The sequence below is a fragment of the Pseudocolwellia sp. AS88 genome, from assembly GCF_030551755.1.
Classification (GTDB): Bacteria; Pseudomonadota; Gammaproteobacteria; order Enterobacterales; family Alteromonadaceae; genus Pseudocolwellia.
Genome location: NZ_JAUPEC010000001.1, coordinates 1 through 17,588 on the forward strand (window position 1 = coordinate 1; position 17,588 = coordinate 17,588).

The following is a 17,588-nucleotide window of genomic DNA, read 5'->3' on the forward strand; positions in this document are numbered from 1 at the left end:
TGATGTTGATATTACCGGCGGTGTAGATGCCAATAATGACGGTGTGGATGATAATGCCCTTGCGAACTTACCTGATATCGATAGTGATGATATTCCTAATCATTTAGATGACGATGCTGATAACGATGGTATTTCTGATGTGGTTGAAGGTAACGGCGATACTGATGGCGATGGCATTCCTGATTACCTAGATTTAGACTCAGACAATGATGGTGTTTTTGACGTTGTTGAAGGTACTGTTGACAGTGATTTGGACGGTATACCTGATTACCTTGATACTTCAATTGATGAAGATAATGATGGCATTCCTGATGTTCTTGAAGGTAGAGGCGATATAGATAACGACGGTATACCTAACTATTTAGATACTGACTCAGATAATGATGGCATGTTAGATAGTGAAGAGTTTGGTTTAACTTTTTTAGACACTGACGGAGATGGCATTGATGATGCGATTGATGTTAGTAATACCGGCGGTACTGACGCGAACAATGATGGTATTGATGATGATTACCAAGGCATTAATACTGACTTAGATGGTACACCTGATTATCTTGAGATTGATTCTGATAACGATGGTATTCCTGATGTTGTTGAGTCTCTAGGATTTAAAGATACAGATGGAGATACGCTACCTGACTTTAGAGACCCTGATAGCGACAACGATGGCATTGCAGATTTTGTTGAAGCTAATAGCCTTGGTTTAGACAACGACGGTGATGGTATTGATGATGCCTTTGACGTTGATTATCAGTCGGGAGTTGATGCTAACAGTGATGGTATTATTGATGCAGTAACTCTTGATACCGACGGTGATGGCGTAATTGATATGTTTGACCTGGACTCAGATAACGATGGCAGATTAGACAGTTTAGAAGCCCCAACTATAGACAGTAATAAAGATGGTATTGCTAACGCTATAGCACCATTAGTTATTGAGCCCGCCGATACGGATAATGACGGTATTTATGACTTCCGTGATTTAGATAGTGATGGCGTATTTGATATTACCAATACACCTGAGCAAGCGTTTGATGCGAACGGTGATGGAATGATCGATATTACTGCGGATCTTGATGAAGACGGCATTAATGATAGCGTAGATAGTGACTTAAATCTGCGTGGCGCTGGTGGTAACAACGATATCGATGAAGATGGTGCGGTTAATGCTATCGATAAAGATGATGATAATGATGGAATATCTGATATCGCGGAAGAGCTCATTCATATCGACGGTAATGTTTCAGTCAATACAAGAGTGAAGGCTAGCTATGGGAAATCGAATATTTCCGCAAGCGATGATAATGGTAAGCTAAGTTTTATCGGACAAGATACGGATGGTGATCGTGTTATTAACAGTAGAGATGCTGATAGTGATAATGATGGCATACCAGATCGCATCGAAACGGATCGTCCACCAGTATTAGGCTTAGATAGCGACTTTGACGGGATTGATGACGCATATGACGTTGATGCTACGGGCGGCGTTGATCTTGATGAAGACGGAGTAGATGATAAGTTTCTAGTAGCCGATACAGATAATGACGGTATTCTTGATTATCATGACCTTGACAGTGACAACGACGGTATCAGTGATACTCAAGAGCAAGTTGCTGTGCCACTACTTAATGTTGATGAGGATGGTGATGGTATTGACGATGCTATTGACGTTACTTATACCTTAGGTATAGATATTGATGAAGATGGTATTGATGATGATCTTCTTTACAATTTTGATCCGGATGGTGATGGTATTCTAAATTATCGTGATATCGATAGTGACGGCGATGGTATTGAAGATTCACAAGAAGGTAGTGATGATTCAGACGGTGATGGTATCCCTGATAATATTGATAATGACTCGGATGGCGATGGTATCGACGATAATGTTGAGGGTAATGTAGATACCGATGGTGATGGAATACCTAACTATCTTGACCTTGATTCTGACAACGACGGTATATCTGACTCTATAGAAGGTGTAGGAGACATTGATGGTGACGGTACCCCCGACTATCTCGATCTTGATTCTGATGGTGATGGCCTTAATGATAGCGCTGAAAATGGAGATTTTAATAACGATGGTATTAACGATAGGTTACAAGCATCAGGTAAAGTTGAATCTACTTATAAAGGAAGTGGCTCTATGACGCACTGGATGATAATAATGTTAATTGGCCTTTGTGTTATTCGTCGCCAAAAAACACTAGGGAAAAAACGTTTTTTTAAGCTTCTAACATTGATTGTAGTTGCGCTAACGGGATCTGTATCAATGCTAGCGCAAGCAGACGCAAACATAGAAACTTCGCTAAGTGAAAATCACTTCCAAAGTGATAATTCAGAAGATTGTCGTAGGAAAGATAAAGCCGATATGCCGTTGTCATGTTGGTATGTTGGACTAATGTTTGGTCAAAGTTATGTTTATCCTGATAACAACAATACGATATGGGAAGTAAATGACAATAATGACAATGCCTATGTAATTAATCTAGGGTATAGTTGGAGTCAACACTGGTTTGCTGAGCTAGCATATGCTGATCTTGGTAAGGCTACATTATTTAGTCGAAATCCAAGTTTAACTGAAAATTTACAGGTAGATTACAAAGGGTTTTCAACAGATATAGGTTACTGGTTGAAACCACGTAATCAAACTTGGAATGTTTACCTTAAAGCAGGTTTAGGTTTTCTTAAAACAAAGGCAAATCTGCCTAAGCATCATGAACAAGTGGAATCAACGCAAATACGTCTCGGTTTAGGAGTAGAGTGGAATATAGGCCAGCAGTGGTTTTTACGGATAGAACACAGCCGCTATGATAAAGATGCTAGATTAACCGGACTAAGCTTTAGTTATAGATTTAATGAGCAGTAGGCTTACCCTTATTTAGGACGAGTCAATTATTAAAATTAAAAAAGCGACTACTTTATTGAAGTGATCCCCAGTAATTGGAATATCTAACTTTATGGGGCACTTCATTAATCGGTATGTCTTTTTTATTTAATGCACTATTTCTGTTTAATGATTTTAGCTGCAATTTAAAAATGGTCGATTACAGACCACCACCTGACAACTACTCAGATTACCCAATAATTATTAATATGTTTCATACCAAGTTAATTAATTGATTAACTTGGTATGAGCAAAATTCACCAATAACTTCGGCTGTGTCAAAGCACTGGTTGTACCATTATAAATTTTCTGATCTTTTGTTTCTGAAGGTTGATAAGTCAGGTTAAATTACTAAAAAAACTTTTCACTCTCATTCATAAAAGTAAGGGCGATAAACATCTTAGTTTTCTGTTTAATAGATTTATCAGTCAGCTTAGGAAATATATGTATTTCTAAAGAACGCCATAAATCTTTGGCATGATCTGGGCTAATTTCAGTATTTTTAAATTTTAAACCAATTAGTTGCTACTTGTTCAAAAGTATTACTTAAAGTTACATGCTGTTTACGGGCTAATTCTTCTTTGTGTTCTTTGGGGGATATCTTTGGCAAGTAGCTCTTTTGCATTATTGTGTTGTTTTTTAGCATCAACGAAAGAAACAGAGGAGTTAGCACTAAATGTTCGCTTACTGGTGAAGAATTTAATGTAACCAGTAACCAAGACTTAGCGCCAGTTGACTTTATTCTTAATTGTAATCTGTTGCCGTCACCTAATTTATAAACCTTTTCTTGAGGCCTTGCTTGTTTAACTTTGGTATTTGTTGAATTTTAGACATAAAAAAAGACGCTAGGACGCGTCTTAATCTTTAAAATTGGTGGCGGGGGGGAATCGAACCTTTGTAAATCATTTTAAATTCAAAGCCTTATTTTAATAACTGTTAAAATATAGTTACCACTAATCCCATAATAGAAGATAAATTATTTGTTCTCATTGTTCTTAATAGCCTCACTCTCTGCCATATCTAAAGCCATTGACCAATTTTTTGATACTAAGTAAATTGAAACACCTACGAAGAACCAAGATAATACAGCCAAAGCTAAACAAATAGATATGAAGTAAACATTATCACTATAACCTACAGATATCTGACTTAAGGCACTTAAAAATGAAAAAACAATCGATAATATCAACCAATTAGAAAAGTTTTTTAATTGAGAATAGTAACCAATTTTTTGTCCCTTTTGTCGCCGTTGTTTTACTGCGTCCTGATATTGAGTCAGATCGTAATAATCCTCTTTCATGGTTTTAATTATCACTGATTTCATTGAAAACAAAAATGAACCTATAGTAAAACCAGAGACAAATAGAGCGGTTCTAAACTCTTGATGATATTTGACTAATTCACATACACTATCCATGTTAATTACTCTTGCAACTCTTTTGGTTGATTTTGGATGTCTACTTCAAGTTGGGCATTGTAGTCTTTAGCACTAAATAATTTCCAAGAAGTATCACATATTACTCCAAATATTTCAGTTTGCTCACTAGTTTCTTTTATTATTTTCATCAACGCGGGGCAACTTGTGTAGTTTTTCCACTTGGTTGAAGGAAGCAAGTCCACATAATCATCGTAACCAATTTTTCCAAAATTATCTTGGTTATCGCCAACAGCTAATTCTAGAGTATCACCAGAGTGTGAAAGACCTATTAATCTTAATGTTTGTTCTTTCTTCCATGAAGAAAAAGGAAGAAATATAGACTTAACTAATCTTTTTACTTCTTTTATAGGACTATCTTTATGAAGATCTAATTGTAAATGTGCCTTTTTTGTCATAGGTTCTATAGGAGTAAAGCAACCTGCGTCATCTAATGCGTTATCCGCCCGAAGCACTATTTTATGAATCTCTTGGTATTTTGGGAGCAAGTTATCTAAATCTGACGGAGTAACTAGTATTTTTAATGAAAATTGCCCCCAGAACATTTCCCTTGCTTTTTTATCAACATTTTCAATATGTTTTTTACCGAAATCAGTTAGTTGATTTTTTCTATCTTTTATTTTGTTAAGTCTGACAATTTCATGTTGTTTTCTGAAAAGTTCATTTATTGAAGTTGGTGAAGCGGAACCATTATAACTGTATAGTAAACCTTTGTTAGTTGAAGGGTTTAAACAAAAAACGCAAACTTCTGTACCATGCTCACCTGCTTTTAACTCAGATTTATTTATAATAAGATCACCTTCGGAGTCTTTCTGAGTAGCTAATGATTTTTTATTAGTTTTATAAGTGAGAATTAAGCCGCAAATAAAATTATCAACTACATCTGTAAACAATATGTGCTTTTTACTATAAATTGGTATTTCTTTTCCTTCAATTGTTTCTAGCTGCTGAAAAAATTCCCCAATTGAAATGTTTTTAGCAATCTCTAGTTCAAAACCAATAATTTTAACCTTCATTTTCCATCCTTAAAAAACAATCACAATAAGCATAATATTCACAAAAAATATCAAAGTCACTTCATTTCATATATATAAAGGAATTAAAAGGATATTTGTATATCATTTCATAGCTTTCTATTCTTAAAGTAATTAACTTCTATACGATATTTAGAATCCATCGTGCGCAGTTAGTTAAGGTCATTGCTATATCACTATGATCTAGTTGCTTTGCTACCCATGTAAAAGGTTTGTTTTCAGTTAGCATAGTTGAGGCCTAGGTATGTCGAGTGTTGTATAGTTTTCTAAACTTAACACCTGATAGTTTTAACGATGGTACTCAGCAGTTATGATCAATTGGATTATGACCACGCGATGATTAATCGTGTGTGGTCATTTATTTTAGGGCTAATTAAGACGCTCGTAATCCTGTTTTGAAGCTACTTTTAATACTCCACCGCACATGGGGCAATTAGGAATTTCTAAGATGGAAGCTTCTATATGTATATCCGTTTCCCACCAAACTTTTTTACATTCAGATATACACTTGTATTTTGGGTCTGTTGTTTCAGCGGTCATAGTTATATGGTTTTCAGTTTTAATAATTTTCATTTTTAATTCTCTTGGCTATTTTCAGGAATCCAACGAGCATAAGTACTTAACGTCATTGCGATATCACTATGACCGAGTTGTTTTGCTACCCATGCAATGGGTTTATTTTCGGTAAGCATTGATGAAGCATACGTATGGCGGGTGTTGTATTGCTTTCGAAATTTAACACCTGATTGCTTTAACGATGGAACCCAGCAGTTATGATAAATCGCTCGGTCGTCTCGCCAAGGTTGGTTGTTTTTGGGATTTAAAAAAATGCGTTCATGATCACTTGATGTGAGTGATAATTGATCTTTCAAAACTTTAAAAGCTGTTTCATGCAATTGATGTGTTCTTGCACTAGAACGTGTTTTTGTTTCTTTTTCACGACCATGTACTAATGCTTTTCTTACAAATATAACTTTACGTTCTAAATCAATATCTGATTTTCTAAGTGCTAATAATTCCGAAGTTCTTAAACCAGTCCAAAAAGCGAATTCATATAAATTACGAACTTGTCCTGACATTTGGTTTAATATTTTTTCACGTTCAATTTCGTTGAATGGTTCAGGTTCTTTTCTGATATGTTTGAAGCGTTTAACCCTATCAATAGGATTACTATTAATTACCTCGTCAATAAATAGCTCTTGAAATGCAGACCTTAATATAGAACGAACTTCATTTTTTGTTTTTCCTGATAGGGTCGATGTAGCTCCCCAATCTTTGAATATACTTGGCTTAAATTCATTTATAAGGATATGACCGAAGTTAGGTTCGATATGATGATTTATTTTACTGATATAGCCACGCTTGGTGGAATACTCCCACTGGTCTTGAGTGCGTTTAAACCAATCATTAACCATTTCCTTAATAGTAATATTACAAGCTTGATTTCCATAAAGTGATAAAGCAGTTCTACTATTGGGAAAGTGTTTTAAGTAATCAAATTGTCCCATCGCTATTTCATATAAAATAACATCACGCTTACGAGCCATTTCTTTTAAAGATGACTTTGTTGGTTTAACTTTTACAGTTTCACGACAACGAACATCGTTATAAGTAAACGAGATACTTATACTTGAGTTATTAGCTTTAATACCTTTTAGCTTACTATCCATTTGTTTACTTCCTTAATACTAATTAAAACTCTGCCATCAGGCGCTTTTGTAAAATGCTGATCGATCACCCATTGTCCTTTTTTGATTTTTGCTCTTATAGCCTCTTCGGTGTAACCGTAAAACTCAGAGCACTTCTTAATAGTTATCCAATTCATATTGTCTCCGTTGGTCTGTACTGGACTTAGAGCTATCATCTGATCTAATATCATCAATAAACAGCACCGAAACTGTAACGAAACCGTTACTTTTTATTTAATAACATGAGGTTAGATATGGATATCAGGATGCTAAAAGAAACCTGTGAAGCGACTTTACATCTGATTGATGAAATAGATTATTCGAAACCAACACCTAAAATGTTATTAACAGCTTTGTTAGAAAGAACGATTGAACTTATAGATGATGGGTATAAAGTCGATGACATAATGTTCACAACATTTGAATTAATTGAATTAGTTAAAACGGGTTCAATTAGTGAAAATCAAGCGAAGAAATTTAAATCAGACCACTACTCTGAAACAGAAAGTCTATTAAATAAAATAAATGAACTACGAGATAACCAATATGGAGGTAATTTAGAATATTTAATTGAGCTATCCGATACAGGAGAGAAAGGTGGTGCGAAAAATAAGAAGCATCATTTTTTTAAAATTGTTGAAAAAAACAAAGTAAAAAGTAATAACGAGAGTACCAAAGACTCTAATTCTATTAGGTATGAACCAGTCAAATTACCAAAACCTAATTGGTTTGCTAGACCATTTATGTCAATAGAATTGTCATCGTGGCGTTTATTTATATACGCAGCAATACCGTCATCTGCCTTACTGTTTGGATGCGTACTATTTGTTCAATCTTTCATAACTCCGTCAACTTCAGAATTGGTGTTTTTTTTACTTTTTATAATCATTACTATATATGTCGGTAAACTAATATTTCCGTTTTATGAGGCTAATCATCTACGTATAACTATTGCTCCACAATGGCTGATGAGGTTTTCACAACTTACAGCACAGATCGAATCAATTAAGTTAGATAAGATAAGAAAAAATGGTCGTCCTTATAGAAAATTAGAGTTTGTAATTTATGAGGGGAAATGCCCTATATGCAATAATATTGTTGAAGTTGAAAAAGGGAAAAGGCAATTTAAAGGTAGACTCATTGGGATATGTAATGAGTCACCTAGAGAACATGTATTTAGTTTTGATCATGTGACTAAGAAAGGTAAGTTAATCACTTAAAACTCTTTTGTAAAATAGGCGTTATTTAAAAGGTATTTATTCCGATACACAACGAGAAAATATTGCTTCTAATAATGAATAATCACAATGAACGCTATTAATATTTGCTTGTATCCATTCTTCTTTAGTTACACTCGACCATGATATTTGGAAGCCACAGTTAACAATTATATGCTCAAATAAAATACGTTGTGAACGACCATTGCCTTCACGAAATGGATGAATAATATTTAAGTCACCGTAGAACTCAGCTATTTTAATAATAAAAATTTCAATATTAAGCTGTTGAAAGTAGTTTTCTTTTGCTAATAAAGAAAATATTTTATCAGCTTCGCGTTGTATATATTCAGGACGACAGAACATAGTATCGCCTTTATTCATACCAATGGTTCTAGTTAAACCAGCCCATAAATATAAATCACCAAATAGTGTTTTATGGATACTTTTTAGGTAGTTAAGGTTATAAGGGGGAGGTGAGAAGTCAATTGATTCTGATGATATTCGTGAAATATCGGTTTCAGCTAGTTCTAATAAGTCACTGTCTTTAATATCAAGATTGTTAATTAAGGTGTTTGTGTCTGTATAACAATAGGGATCATCGCCAGTTCCATATTTCATTGATACCATTTATGAAGCAAGTGCCTTATATTTAGCAATAACCTCTTCTTTTGATAACTTAATAGGTTTAGAAGTTTTAGTTTGTTCAACCCCCTCTAAACGTAAACTATGGCGATAGTTTTCTGCGCGATGCTCTTTTATGTAGTTCACTTTTTCAGATAAAGTAGATAAGGCCAAGGTAAACTCCTCAAAAAACAGTCAATAGTAGAGTGGTATTATATAACAATAACACTCTTTTTAGAACTATTACAAATTGTTAAAGAACGATGAAACGTTATTAAGCCATTTCCAATAACGATATGTTTTTATTAAAAGTCGATTTTGATAATTGTAAAAGTTCGTCTGGAAACTTAACCATTACTTCTATTTCGTCATTTAATGTAATAACACCTGCAATAAATCCAATATCTTCAATAGCTAAGTTCTCATTACTTTCATTCTCTTTTTTAATAACATGACTATTAAGAAGATCACATGCCTCTTTTTGCGTGAATTGCTCACCAAACCCCATCATTTCTATATTCATCTTGTTTATTTCCATCTATTTAATTGGTTAGTACAGTTATTTACACAAGTCCAAGAGCGCTTTTCTCCTCCTCGTTACTCAGGCTTCGCCCTCGTCGTCGGTCAAGCGCTAAAAGACCAGCCAACTCCTTATTATTACCCTCAAACATCGGGTCATAAGTCGTCATCGGCGACATTTTTTTCGTCCACTTCATTGTCCTGGTTCGGCTAATCGTATTTTTACTTATAAGGCCTACAATAAAAGCAGGTTTAATATCACCGTAATAACTCAAATTACTTTTTGATATTTCACCAGTATTGATATCTATTTTTTCAGTTGGCTTTTCTTCATAAAATGGTTGGATAGGGCGATTACGTCTAGGTAATATTGCGCCACCCATTGCCATGACATAAGCAGCCCAATCTCCAGAATCAGCAGCATTGTATGCTTTGCTGATTTCTGGTTCTGTATTTCCTTTTAAACGTCTTAACTCTCGCCATACTGTTACTGATGGACCACCTATTTGTTGAAATTGACGTATTCCCCACAATGATGACCAAGCATCTATTTTTGATGCGGCTATCTTTGAATCATTTCCATAGTTATCTGAGGTAATGTCATCACCAGCAATGTTTTTTGATATGTATTTAGCAATATAACCAGCAGCACTACCTTTTTTAGGATCAATAGATATAGCTTTGAATCGATGTTGTTTAGCACCTCGCTCGTTACCCTCTTCTTTTAAAGCGTATTTACTAAAAACCTTACGTGCTTTATGAATATCTTGAGGAAGCATGAATAATAATAAATGCCAATGAGGGGTAGCATCATGATGCGGCTCTACTACTCTAAATCCATAAGGGTGAATATCTTTTTTCTGTAAAGCAGAACGAATAAGTTTCCAATTGTTATTAAAGTATTCATTAACTTCTTTTGGAGTTGAACCATCAAACTTAGGATTTGGTTTACCTGATGAAAGTACGGCATGCATTTTTGATGGAGACGTTAGAGTATAAAACTCTCCAGCATGACCCATTTCAGTTGCAACTTCTTCAAAGCCTCTTATGCGAGTCATTAATTCAGCTTTACGAATACGAGGGTTAGATACTGATTTATTATAAATATCGAGTAATGTATAAGATTGACCATGCTCATTTGTTATCTGATTTGAGTTTAAATAATCATACGAATTTTTGAGTTGAGTGTTTCTTACTGCCGAAGCGAAGTTGCTTGCATAACAGGCTGAATTTTTATGAACGAGATTTAGTTTTCTATGAACTTGTTCAACATGCCTTTTACGTAATGTATTAATTTTCTTAAGCCACCATTTAGGGCAACTTAATTTATTTAAAGTGGGTATAAAAGGTAGCTCGCTATCAAAAGTATCAATATCTATTGAATACTTTTTTGCGATACCTTGGCAGATTTGATACGCAGTTTTATTTTCACCGTATTTGATAACGGTAGAACGGCAACGAAATGACATATTTTCACAGAACGTTTTTATTTCTGCTTCTGAATTAGATAAGTTTAAATCATGAATGATTAACTCTTTATCTATGCGACCAATAAATAAGTTAGCTTCCCTTAAGCTTTTATCATGAAAAATTTCGAGGTAATGATTTTTTAACGCATTTTCTAAATGAGGATGACGCTCAAAGATCTTTTTACGATAGGAGTAACATTCGCGAGTACCAATGTTATTTTCAGACAATGGCAAAAAGTTGTCAAAATTCTGCCATTTTTGAGCCCATTTAGGACTACCTGAGACCAATTGGGTTTCAGACGAAAAAAAGCCACAACCACTGTTTCCAGTGCCTGTGGCTTGATTTGACTGACTTTCATCAGTACTCAATTTGGTGGAGCGGGGGGGAATCGAACCCCCGTCCAAAAAACCTACATCCTCGGTACTACATGCTTAGTCGATTATTTATTTAACCAATTGGACGCCAATCGACAGGCTTCGTCATGGTGAGCTTAATACTATTTCGCGGTTCAGCCTTAAGCGTGCTTCCCTCGCTATCCTATTTGGGGTGACCATCGATCCTCTAAACAACAGGACAATTTTTGAGGCGATGGCTAGCCTAAGCGGCTAGTGCGAACGTTTCGTCGTTTGCAATTATAGTTTTGCGGCTTTTTACGAGGCCAACCGCCCCTCGGCATGCACCTTGGGTTTCGTGAATCTTGTCGAATCCTAGATCCGCCCCAAAGTTTTACTCTTTTTTCTATAAGCTATAGTAGCTTATGACGTGCATTGTACATCGCTTAGTTTAAATAGACAACGTGGTAATTTTTAACCAGTTATCGCTCTAAGTTTTTGTTTTTCATTAAACGACCTTTATCAACAGCCCATTCTCTGTCTTTGATGTCAGAACGTTTGTCATGATCTTTTTTACCTTTACCTAGGAAGAACTCTAGTTTTACCCAACAAGCTTTCCAATACATAGCTGTAGCGATAAGTGAATAGCCATCGCGTTCAACATAAGCAGTAACTTGTTCGAGCTCTCTGCGGTTTAGTAATAATTTACGGTCACGGTTTGGATCACATACAACGTGGCTAGATGCAGCATTGAGTGGCATTATTTCAGCACCAAGCAAATAGGCTTCGCCATTTTTTATATGTACGTAACAGTCTGATATGTTCACTTTACCACTTCGGATTGATTTTATTTCCCAACCCTGCAAGCTCATCCCAGCTTCAAACTTATCGCTTAAAGTATAGTTATGACGAGCTTTTTTGTTTTGTGCGATGGTATTGTTATTCGGTTTCTTTTTTTTTGCCATGTTAGTTCCATTCTTTTTGCCAAAATAGATAGCAAGCGGCGTCATTATACGGGGAATCTATAGTATTTAAACGGCTTATTTATCATTTTTCATATTAATGCGTTTTTTGCTGAGTTTTGTTATGATGTCGCCCTTGAGAATTGGAGGATAAATGCCAACTATAAGTCGTAGTGCCTTAGTAATGCACAGTGTTGAAGAGATGTACAAACTGATTAATGATGTGGTTTTGTATCCTCAGTTTTTGCCTGACTGTAGCGATAGTAAAATTGTTACACAAGATGAAACCTCAATGACTGCCTCGTTACTTATTTCTAAGGGCGGTATTAAAAAGTGGTTTACTACTAAAAATACGTTATTGAGTAATTCTGAAGTGATTATGGACTTAGTTGATGGCCCATTTAAAAAACTTACAGGTGGTTGGGTTTTAACACCTTTGTCTGATGAAGCTTGTAAAATCGAGTTAGCTCTAGAGTATGAGTTTTCAAGTAGAGTTTTTGATTTAGCTTTTGGCAAGATCTTTAACCAGCTAGCTAACAATATGGTTAAGTCGTTCACTAACCGAGCGAAAGAAGTTTACGGTTAATATGGAGTCGAGTACGTTGGAAAATAAAATTAGCGTTGAAGTTGTATACGGAACTCCAACTAGCCAAAAGATTATTGAAATAAAAGTTGATGAAGATACTAGTATTGAAAGTGCTATTAAAGATTCAGGCATTATGTCTATTTATCCTGAGATTGATTTAGCGGTGAATGCTGTAGGTATATGGAATAGAGCTGCTAAATTAACTGATACTGTTATCGATTTAGATAGAATTGAAATTTATAGGCCTTTACTTGCTGATCCTAAAGAAGTGAGAAAACGTCGTGCTGAAAAAGCTAAAGAAGAAGGGCGAGCTAACAAAATTACTGGCGGTAGAGTTAAGCCGTTATAGTTTTGATGTATATTATTCTGTAGTTATTAAAATACAGATATTAAAAAAGGCTGAAATTTCAGCCTTTTTTGTTGGAAATTTATCAATGGATTATTTTCAATCTCAATATAAATCCCGTCACACGGTCTGGTTTAGTTTTCCATTGGTGTGTTATACGATTCTGGTAATTCAAAGTCACCACTTGCTTTAACTAAGCGGTCATTTTCAAATACGACAGTGAAGTTCTTTTGCTTGTTATACTTTTCACTTTTACCTGATTTTAATCGGTAAACATAATGCCATGTGTCATCTTGAAATGAATCTACAACTACAGGGCTTCCTAAAACAAATTTAACCTGTTCTTTGGTCATATTTATTTGGAGTTTATCGATATCTTTTTGTCCTAGATAGTTACCTTGCGGCATATCTAATTTATAAACCCAGCTTGAACAAGCACTAATTGATAAACATAAAATAAGGGTTACAGCTCGAAACAACATGTATTTAAATTCTTCCTATGTAGAGGTAAGTGCAGATAATAACTAAGGTGAGCTTTATATACAAAGCTATTTTAATTTTATCTAACTTTTATATCTATTTGTTCTAAATATTTGATGAGATCATTAAACCTGTTTAACTCTAATTTCTGGTATTAATGAGCTATTAACTTGCAAGAAGTTCTTGCGCATTAGCTAAACTGGTATCTGTTATTTTGTTACCTGCAAGCAAACGCGCAATTTCTTGGACACGACCATCTTCAGAAAGTTCAGTTACTGTTGTTTCGGTTCGTGAGCCATCTGTTAATTTAGCAACAAACAATTGTTGATGACCTTTACTTGCTACCTGTGGTAAGTGGGTTACACAAATAACTTGTGTGTTTTTAGCAAGGGCTTGTAGCTTAGAGCCAACCATAGAAGCGGTTGGTCCACTGATACCTACATCGACTTCATCGAATATGAGGGTTGGTGTAACAATTTTCTCAGCTAAAATTACTTGCATAGCTAAACTTATTCTTGATAGTTCACCTCCTGAAGCTACTTTGTCCATTACTTCTAATGGCTGGCCAGGGTTAATGCTTACTAAAAAGGAAACTTCGTCGCTACCTGTTATAGATAGTTTTTCATTGGTTGATGGTTGAACATCAACTTTGAACTCTCCATGAGGCATATTAAGATCTTGGATATTAGCACTAATTAATTTACTTAATTTTTGTGCCGACTTGATACGAGATTTAGTGAGTATGTTTGATGCTTCAAAATAGTTAACTTTAGTTTTTTCTATTTCGCTAGCAATTTCTATTAAACGATTTTCATCAGAGCTGATGTTTTGCAGCTCTAAAGTAAGCTCTGCATGGAACTGCGCTAAATTTTGTGGTGCTATTTGATGTTTTTTGGCTAGTAATATGGCTTGGGAATAGCGTTCTTCGATAAGTGCATAGGTTTGTGGATCTAACTCTAAGTTATCGTAATAATGTTTTAATTCACTGTTTGCGTCTTCTATTTGTACCAGTGCTTCATTTATTGTATTGGCTATATTTTCAAGCTTACTGTCTAGCTTTGAAAGTGTTGTTAAGCTTTCGTTTGTTTTACGCAAAGAGTCGATAATATTAAAGTTATCGTCTTCGGATAAGGTTTGAATAGAATACAGTGTGTCATTCAAAATATCTTGCGCGTTACTATGGCGTTTGTAGTCAATTTCTAATGTTTCGAATTCGCCATCTTGCAATGAAAACTCATCTAATTCTGTTACTTGGTATTGTAATAAAAGCTGCTTAGCATCTCTTTGTAGCTTGGTTTCGTTTAATAATGCTAGCTCGTTACTGAGTTTTTTATAGTTATGAAAATAGTATTGAACATCATTAAGTAGATGATTGTGATTTGCATAACCATCTAACATTTTACGTTGTTCGGTATTTTTCATTATTAATTGATGATCTTGCTGACCATGAATATTAATAAGTAAGCCACCAATCTCTTTTAATTGAGTAAGTGGAACTTGGCTACCATTTATGTAAGCTTTAGAGCGACCTTCAGCAGACACTATACGGCGAAGAATACATTCGTGCTCTTCATTAATTAAATCATGCTGGCTTAACCATTTAGCTGCATGTTTGTTATTTGAAATATCAAAAGTGGCTGCTAACTCAGCTTTTTTTGTATCAGGTCTAACAACATTCGTTGTAGCTCTTGCTCCTAAACACAAGCCCAGAGCATCTATAGCAATAGATTTACCTGCGCCTGTTTCACCTGTAATTGTTGTCATGCCATTTTGCCAATCAATATCGAGTGTTTTAACAATGGCGAAATTTTGAATATTTAAGTGTAGTAACATAATGCGATTTAATGGTTAAAAACGATTAACTGTTAATTTATACAGTAATTGTTTTTTATGCAAGTGTTGAATGAAAAATAGTTTCATTTTTGTACAAAGGTATTTAAAGTAAATAAATAATGTTATTTGTTCGATTAGGTTATTGAATAGATATATACAAATCTAGGTTAATTAAGAAGGGCAATGTAAGACATGTCTTACATTGCTGTAGGATATAAAGTTTTTTTCTTACTTGTACACATTTTATTTACATATTATGTTGTTGAATTTTAAGGTTATTGTTGTTTTTGGTGTTGTAGGCGTTTACATTTTTGTAATATTTTTACTCTAGTATGGTTCGCATAATTATTTTTAAGCGTATTATATCTCTTGCTAGGAAGACACTCAGTCAGGATGATTGATTTGTAATGGATTTACACAAAAGGATTTTATAAGGATATGCTCCATAATAAGTATATATGGTGAATTGCATTAGGATGATGCTAAAAATAGATTTTTAATAACTAGGAGTAGTTATTGCCAAGGAAAGGTATGAAGGACAACGAAAGATTCGTTTAGGGAATACTAAGGATAGTTGTTAAGGATGATGCTAAAGATTTAATAACTCGGAGTAGTTATTGCCAAGGAAAGGTTTGAAGGACAACGAAAGATTCGTTTAAGGAACACTAAGGATAGTTATTAAGGATGATTCGGGAACACTAATTGCAGGATGCAATTTATAAGCTAGTTAAAAAATGCGATTCTTTGAATCGCATTTTTTTTATTTAAAATTTAAGGTTTAGGCAATTAAAGCATTAATATGCTGATAAATTAATTTATTTTATAAGGAGGCATATTAACATTATCAACTTTATAGCCTCTTAATTGCATTTCACCTAAGTATGATGATTCTCCATCTCCGCTAAATTCAAACTCAAAAATACTCATCCAGTGTGGACCATATTGTTTGTTAAAGCGTATTCTGCTTGATTTTCTCGCGAGTGAAATAAACTGTAAGCTTTCAGTATTACAGTATTGATTAATGTGGTTTCGTGCATACTCTGATATTTTTCTTAAGTGAATAAAATACCAAAAAACAAGGCCAACAATCAGTAAGTAGTATATGTTTTCCATAGGATTTAGCCTTTGGTTGTTGTTTGAAAGATATAGCCAATAGCACTTGATAACGCTTCACTTCGTTCAGGTGCTCTCATTACCTCAAATACTTTTGGGCGTAATGTAGGTATTGCAACTAAGTCTTTAAATATTTCAGCAAATAATTCTGCATCGTTGTGCTTAGCTATTGCTTCAAAATAAGTTAATAAAATATCGGTATCATTAAATGCATCCCATAAGCGACCAGCAAATAGGATGAGAGTATTTATTGATAACAACTCATCTTGCTCTAGCAATGAGTTGATATAAGTGATTACTAGGGGATGAGAGCTAGTGCTTGATAAACTTCTTAATAAGTTACTTTTAGTGTTGTCGTTAAGATCTGTTTGTTGAAGCTTGTTTAATATTGCTTCAATTAAGGTAAGTGGCAGCTTTTGGTTTTCAAGCGCGGTACATAAAGGGTTAATTACGTCATCAGGTAAAGAATTAAGTGATCGTGTTAACTGCTCAGCATTATCTTCTTCATTAATTTTTGAAGCAAAATCATTTATACCCTGTACACCAAGGTTGTGCCAATTATTCCAACCCAAATCACCTGATATATATTGAGTAAATAAATCATAGTGTGCACTCATTTCTCGCTTAAGTTCGGTGTTCACTATACTGTTTAGAGCCGCCAATTTATATTGAGCAGGTGTAAAGTGGTAAGGATTGTTTTTGAGTAATTCTTCCTGCTTTTCTGATGGTGTATCAGTAATGTTGTTACCTAGCGCTTCAATAATAATAGCGATGTAATGGTTTCTTGCGCCTTGATTTAATAAGCCTCTTTCATCAAGTGGTAGTTTAATAAACCAGATAAAAGGTTGTTGTGAGTTCTTCTGCCAAAATACGATAGCTAAACAAGCATGAGATTGAGTAGGGAAGGGGTAAGGCAGTTGGTTTAACTCTATTTTGTTAAAGGTTTCTTTAGATATTTTATCTATTCTTCGGCCAAGATCGTAAATTCTGAATTGAGAACCTGATAAAGAAAGTAATTCTGATATAGAGGAAATAGTAGTCATAGTTAAAATATGTATCGAA

At 34.6% G+C, this 17,588-nt stretch carries 18 protein-coding genes and 1 other RNA gene; 4 read left to right on the plus strand and 15 right to left on the minus strand.

Annotation, left to right across the window (positions count from 1 at the left end; translation table 11 throughout):
* On the plus strand, positions 1-2,869 hold a 2,869-nt coding region (locus tag Q5N69_RS00005; RefSeq protein WP_304366448.1), incomplete at its 5' end, for an outer membrane beta-barrel protein.
* A 994-nt stretch (positions 2,870-3,863) separates the two neighbouring features.
* On the opposite strand, the gene Q5N69_RS00010 is transcribed toward Q5N69_RS00005, so the two are convergent.
* The 5 genes from Q5N69_RS00010 to Q5N69_RS00030 form a co-directional block, all read right to left on the minus strand.
* Positions 3,864-4,304: a hypothetical protein gene (locus Q5N69_RS00010; RefSeq protein WP_304366450.1), complete on the minus strand. Its 441-nt coding sequence runs from the start codon at positions 4,302-4,304 to the stop codon at positions 3,864-3,866.
* A 5-nt stretch (positions 4,305-4,309) separates the two neighbouring features.
* A complete protein-coding gene (locus Q5N69_RS00015; protein ID WP_304366452.1) occupies positions 4,310-5,338 on the minus strand; it encodes a hypothetical protein in 1,029 nt (342 codons plus the stop codon).
* A gap of 387 nt (positions 5,339-5,725) precedes the next feature.
* Complete coding sequence (locus tag Q5N69_RS00020; RefSeq protein ID WP_304366453.1) at positions 5,726-5,929, minus strand: hypothetical protein; 204 nt, start codon at positions 5,927-5,929, stop codon at positions 5,726-5,728.
* A gap of 2 nt (positions 5,930-5,931) precedes the next feature.
* Positions 5,932-7,026, minus strand: a complete 1,095-nt coding sequence (locus Q5N69_RS00025) for a tyrosine-type recombinase/integrase (RefSeq protein ID WP_304366454.1) — start codon at positions 7,024-7,026, stop codon at positions 5,932-5,934.
* Entirely contained in the window at positions 7,011-7,181 is a 171-nt protein-coding gene (locus Q5N69_RS00030) for an excisionase (RefSeq protein WP_304366455.1), read from the minus strand. The genes Q5N69_RS00025 and Q5N69_RS00030 overlap by 16 nt, the downstream gene beginning before the upstream one ends.
* Positions 7,182-7,310: 129 nt before the next feature.
* Here Q5N69_RS00030 and Q5N69_RS00035 point away from each other — a divergent pair, with 129 nt between their 5' ends.
* The gene (locus Q5N69_RS00035) at positions 7,311-8,264 is read left to right on the plus strand and encodes a hypothetical protein (RefSeq protein WP_304366457.1); all 954 of its coding nucleotides are present in this window, start codon (positions 7,311-7,313) and stop codon (positions 8,262-8,264) included.
* 36 nt (positions 8,265-8,300) lie between these two features.
* On the opposite strand, the gene Q5N69_RS00040 is transcribed toward Q5N69_RS00035, so the two are convergent.
* From Q5N69_RS00040 to smpB, 6 genes are all read right to left on the minus strand, one after another.
* Positions 8,301-8,882 carry a Fic family protein gene (locus Q5N69_RS00040; RefSeq protein WP_304366459.1) on the minus strand — a complete coding sequence of 194 codons (582 nt, stop codon included), beginning with the start codon at positions 8,880-8,882 and terminating at the stop codon, positions 8,301-8,303.
* A gap of 9 nt (positions 8,883-8,891) precedes the next feature.
* Complete coding sequence (locus tag Q5N69_RS00045; RefSeq protein WP_304366460.1) at positions 8,892-9,059, minus strand: YhfG family protein; 168 nt, start codon at positions 9,057-9,059, stop codon at positions 8,892-8,894.
* Positions 9,060-9,159: 100 nt separating this feature from the next.
* Positions 9,160-9,408 carry a hypothetical protein gene (locus Q5N69_RS00050; protein WP_304366461.1) on the minus strand — a complete coding sequence of 83 codons (249 nt, stop codon included), beginning with the start codon at positions 9,406-9,408 and terminating at the stop codon, positions 9,160-9,162.
* Positions 9,409-9,448: 40 nt separating this feature from the next.
* Complete coding sequence (locus Q5N69_RS00055; protein WP_304366462.1) at positions 9,449-11,278, minus strand: replication endonuclease; 1,830 nt, start codon at positions 11,276-11,278, stop codon at positions 9,449-9,451.
* Positions 11,245-11,594: a transfer-messenger RNA gene (ssrA, locus tag Q5N69_RS00060) on the minus strand. Before ssrA ends, Q5N69_RS00055 begins: the two co-directional genes overlap by 34 nt.
* A 94-nt stretch (positions 11,595-11,688) precedes the next feature.
* Positions 11,689-12,171 (minus strand): SsrA-binding protein SmpB, encoded by a 483-nt coding sequence (smpB, locus tag Q5N69_RS00065; RefSeq protein WP_304366463.1) that lies wholly within the window; start codon positions 12,169-12,171, stop codon positions 11,689-11,691.
* A gap of 151 nt (positions 12,172-12,322) precedes the next feature.
* Here smpB and Q5N69_RS00070 point away from each other — a divergent pair, with 151 nt between their 5' ends.
* A complete protein-coding gene (locus tag Q5N69_RS00070) occupies positions 12,323-12,754 on the plus strand; it encodes an SRPBCC family protein (RefSeq protein WP_304366465.1) in 432 nt (143 codons plus the stop codon).
* A 16-nt stretch (positions 12,755-12,770) separates the two neighbouring features.
* A complete protein-coding gene (locus tag Q5N69_RS00075; protein WP_304366467.1) occupies positions 12,771-13,103 on the plus strand; it encodes an RnfH family protein in 333 nt (110 codons plus the stop codon).
* 131 nt (positions 13,104-13,234) lie between these two features.
* Here Q5N69_RS00075 and Q5N69_RS00080 read toward each other — a convergent pair whose 3' ends face one another.
* The 4 genes from Q5N69_RS00080 to Q5N69_RS00095 form a co-directional block, all read right to left on the minus strand.
* Positions 13,235-13,582, minus strand: a complete 348-nt coding sequence (locus Q5N69_RS00080; protein WP_304366468.1) for an outer membrane protein assembly factor BamE — start codon at positions 13,580-13,582, stop codon at positions 13,235-13,237.
* A 163-nt stretch (positions 13,583-13,745) separates the two neighbouring features.
* A complete protein-coding gene (recN, locus tag Q5N69_RS00085) occupies positions 13,746-15,413 on the minus strand; it encodes a DNA repair protein RecN (protein WP_304366469.1) in 1,668 nt (555 codons plus the stop codon).
* 810 nt (positions 15,414-16,223) lie between these two features.
* On the minus strand, positions 16,224-16,526 hold the full coding sequence (locus Q5N69_RS00090) for a DUF3301 domain-containing protein (protein ID WP_304366471.1): 303 nt from the start codon (positions 16,524-16,526) through the stop codon (positions 16,224-16,226).
* A 5-nt stretch (positions 16,527-16,531) separates the two neighbouring features.
* Positions 16,532-17,569, minus strand: coding sequence for a DUF3549 family protein (locus tag Q5N69_RS00095; protein WP_304366472.1), 1,038 nt, complete (start codon positions 17,567-17,569; stop codon positions 16,532-16,534).
* Positions 17,570-17,588 lie beyond the last annotated feature (19 nt).

Excerpts from the sequence above, each read along its gene's own strand:
- smpB (WP_304366463.1), bottom strand. The coding sequence starts at position 12,171 with ATGGCAAAAAAAAAGAAACCGAATAACAATACCATCGCACAAAACAAA.
- Q5N69_RS00090 (WP_304366471.1), bottom strand. The coding sequence starts at position 16,526 with ATGGAAAACATATACTACTTACTGATTGTTGGCCTTGTTTTTTGGTAT.
- Q5N69_RS00040 (WP_304366459.1), bottom strand. The coding sequence starts at position 8,882 with ATGAAATATGGAACTGGCGATGATCCCTATTGTTATACAGACACAAAC.
- Q5N69_RS00070 (WP_304366465.1), top strand. The coding sequence starts at position 12,323 with ATGCCAACTATAAGTCGTAGTGCCTTAGTAATGCACAGTGTTGAAGAG.
- recN (WP_304366469.1), bottom strand. The coding sequence starts at position 15,413 with ATGTTACTACACTTAAATATTCAAAATTTCGCCATTGTTAAAACACTC.
- Q5N69_RS00035 (WP_304366457.1), top strand. The coding sequence starts at position 7,311 with ATGCTAAAAGAAACCTGTGAAGCGACTTTACATCTGATTGATGAAATA.
- Q5N69_RS00020 (WP_304366453.1), bottom strand. The coding sequence starts at position 5,929 with ATGAAAATTATTAAAACTGAAAACCATATAACTATGACCGCTGAAACA.
- Q5N69_RS00015 (WP_304366452.1), bottom strand. The coding sequence starts at position 5,338 with ATGAAGGTTAAAATTATTGGTTTTGAACTAGAGATTGCTAAAAACATT.
- Q5N69_RS00010 (WP_304366450.1), bottom strand. The coding sequence starts at position 4,304 with ATGGATAGTGTATGTGAATTAGTCAAATATCATCAAGAGTTTAGAACC.
- Q5N69_RS00030 (WP_304366455.1), bottom strand. The coding sequence starts at position 7,181 with ATGAATTGGATAACTATTAAGAAGTGCTCTGAGTTTTACGGTTACACC.
- Q5N69_RS00080 (WP_304366468.1), bottom strand. The coding sequence starts at position 13,582 with ATGTTGTTTCGAGCTGTAACCCTTATTTTATGTTTATCAATTAGTGCT.
- Q5N69_RS00025 (WP_304366454.1), bottom strand. The coding sequence starts at position 7,026 with ATGGATAGTAAGCTAAAAGGTATTAAAGCTAATAACTCAAGTATAAGT.
- Q5N69_RS00050 (WP_304366461.1), bottom strand. The coding sequence starts at position 9,408 with ATGAATATAGAAATGATGGGGTTTGGTGAGCAATTCACGCAAAAAGAG.
- Q5N69_RS00095 (WP_304366472.1), bottom strand. The coding sequence starts at position 17,569 with ATGACTACTATTTCCTCTATATCAGAATTACTTTCTTTATCAGGTTCT.